The sequence below is a fragment of the Hymenobacter sp. AT01-02 genome (genome assembly GCF_000961955.2).
Classification (GTDB): domain Bacteria; phylum Bacteroidota; class Bacteroidia; order Cytophagales; family Hymenobacteraceae; genus Hymenobacter; species Hymenobacter mucosus.
Map to the genome: position 1 here is coordinate 1 of NZ_JZIR02000267.1, position 2,070 is coordinate 2,070.

Genomic DNA, 2,070 nt, shown 5'->3' on the forward strand with positions numbered 1-2,070 from the left:
GCGGGCTCCGCGACGGAGGCTTGGTGGGCCGGTGCCGTAGTTTTGGATGTATACATTACCCGGTTGCGCCGCTACCTGACGGCTGACGAGCAGGTACAAATTGTGAATATCCGGGGCGTCGGGTACAAATTGATGCTTGAATCCAACGGTTGCTGAGCCTATAACAGCTGGATCACACGTGTAACTTCCCTTGCTTATGTTGTTCGATGCCTTGCGTTAAACGAAACGTTGAACGTCCCGAGAAGGCTGGCTGGATGCCATGGCAAACTACGCGCTTTCTTGTTTCGTAACCGGTTTCACGCCTTCTTTCCCAATGCCGCTTACCTCACACTCCATTTACTTCGAAAACCCCGTTGGCCGGCTCAGTGAGCATACCCAAGGGTATGCCATCGTCCACTACAAACCCGGTAAACGGGTGTTCAGCGAATTCCAGGCCTTGCTCACCCACCTGAGTCATCTGCTGCAGCGCCGTGGGTGGCATAAGGTGCTTTCCGATCAGCGCGCCTTGGCCCCCTTCACCGAGCAGGAGCAAGCGTATGTCCGGGCGCGGTGGCAAGAGGCTGCTCCCAGTAGCCATCACGAGCGGCTCGTGGCGGTCTTATTACCCCATGACGTCTTCGCCCGCCTCTCCGCCCACCTCGTGCTCAATGATGCCCACGAAGGCGACGTGACCTATCGTATATTCGAGGATGAACTAGCTGCTGGCGCGTGGCTACGGCAAGCCCCGTAAGCCAGTGTAGGCAGCTTACGGCAGTGGTTGTTAGACGTAACACGACCAGGGCGCAGAAGTAGGTACCAACCTACACTCGACCATTACATGGAAGCGGACTGATTTTGAGCACGTCAACCACAGGATACGTGAACGTCACTTGGTTTTCACTACTGATAAAGCCACACGTGTCTATGTGGTTGATAATTACAGAGGAAAACCATTTCATGTCTTCAGGATCCATTTCGCAGATAATGCGAGCAGGAGCTATTATCAAGTTTCTGTACCGCGTACCCGGATAATTTATCCTGCCAAATAAAGTATCCCCTTGCAGGAAATAAACGTCTTTAGTTGTTCTCACGTTTGCATCAAACCGAAACGCTTTAGAATTCTTTATTTGTATTTTCCCATTACATACTATTGTATCTGTTTTGATAAAATATAAATATGTGTCGGCAGAACTGTTGTGCAGTAAATAGCCATCGAGGACTTTTATATTGCTCGTAGACGTATTCTCGTCTTTGGTACAATAGGAGAGCAAGGCACAAGCGATGAGAAGGAGTGATTTCTTCACGTGCATAGTATTGAAGAGATACGGGCTAACCGTGTATTGATTTGCGCATCGTGTGTCGCGTAAGGTAAAACAGCAGGGTGAAATAAGCATGACGGCCACCACTCGTGAATCGCTACGTAGCACGTACACCACTTGGGAAGCGAGAGGCTTACCGCACCGGCCGCAGGGAGTAAGTTGCTAACATACCGGTTATAGGCTTTCCCCTTACGTCAGTATTTGCAAACGAATATTTTCTTGTCCTGAATTCTACTCTTTTTGTACATATAAAACATACACAAGCCTTTATGCAACCCGCTAGTCCAACAGCGTTTCAAAATCATGCTATCATCTGTTAATAGCTTAATATGATAATCATCTCCTAAGAAATTTACGATACTATCATTTTTAATGGCGAAGGTATCTGGATTAAATTTTACATCAGTAAAACACCCTCTGTCAATAACTTTAAATGGATCCTCATATTGATAATGAACTATCTTGTTAGGTTTTTTTAAAAAGATACAATACTCTGGATCGGGATTTAGCAAAGTTTTAGTTGGTATTGAATCACCTTTGTAAATTAAATCCCAATATTTACCAGGCTCAGATCCAGCCAATCTGCTTTCGACAGTATCGGTGTTTTTACAGGTTGTAACGCTTGTTATCAATAACATAAATATAATTATTCTATATAGCTTCATACTTCAATCTTTTACTGGCACTGCGCGGGACGGGTGAGTGGCCTTGGTTAAACGGTTGGTACAAAGGATAAACGAGCGGGTCGACCAGGGGCTACCACCGGAAAGCC

At 46.6% G+C, this 2,070-nt stretch carries 3 protein-coding genes; 2 read left to right on the forward strand and 1 reads right to left on the reverse strand.

Annotated features, from left to right (window positions below):
- The first annotated feature begins 42 nt into the window (after positions 1 to 42).
- On the forward strand, positions 43 to 156 hold the full coding sequence (locus VI25_RS27485) for a winged helix-turn-helix domain-containing protein (protein WP_082455847.1): 114 nt from the start codon (positions 43 to 45) through the stop codon (positions 154 to 156).
- A 157-nt stretch (positions 157 to 313) separates the two neighbouring features.
- The gene (locus tag VI25_RS23070; RefSeq protein WP_055562991.1) at positions 314 to 730 is read left to right on the forward strand and encodes a hypothetical protein; all 417 of its coding nucleotides are present in this window, start codon (positions 314 to 316) and stop codon (positions 728 to 730) included.
- Between the two features lie 762 nt (positions 731 to 1,492).
- Here the strand turns inward: VI25_RS23070 and VI25_RS27490 are convergent.
- A complete protein-coding gene (locus VI25_RS27490) occupies positions 1,493 to 1,879 on the reverse strand; it encodes a hypothetical protein (protein ID WP_236705223.1) in 387 nt (128 codons plus the stop codon).
- Between the last annotated feature and the right edge of the window lie 191 nt (positions 1,880 to 2,070).

Coding starts and splice junctions, on each gene's coding strand:
- VI25_RS23070 (WP_055562991.1), top strand. CDS start 314: ATGCCGCTTACCTCACACTCCATTTACTTCGAAAACCCCGTTGGCCGG.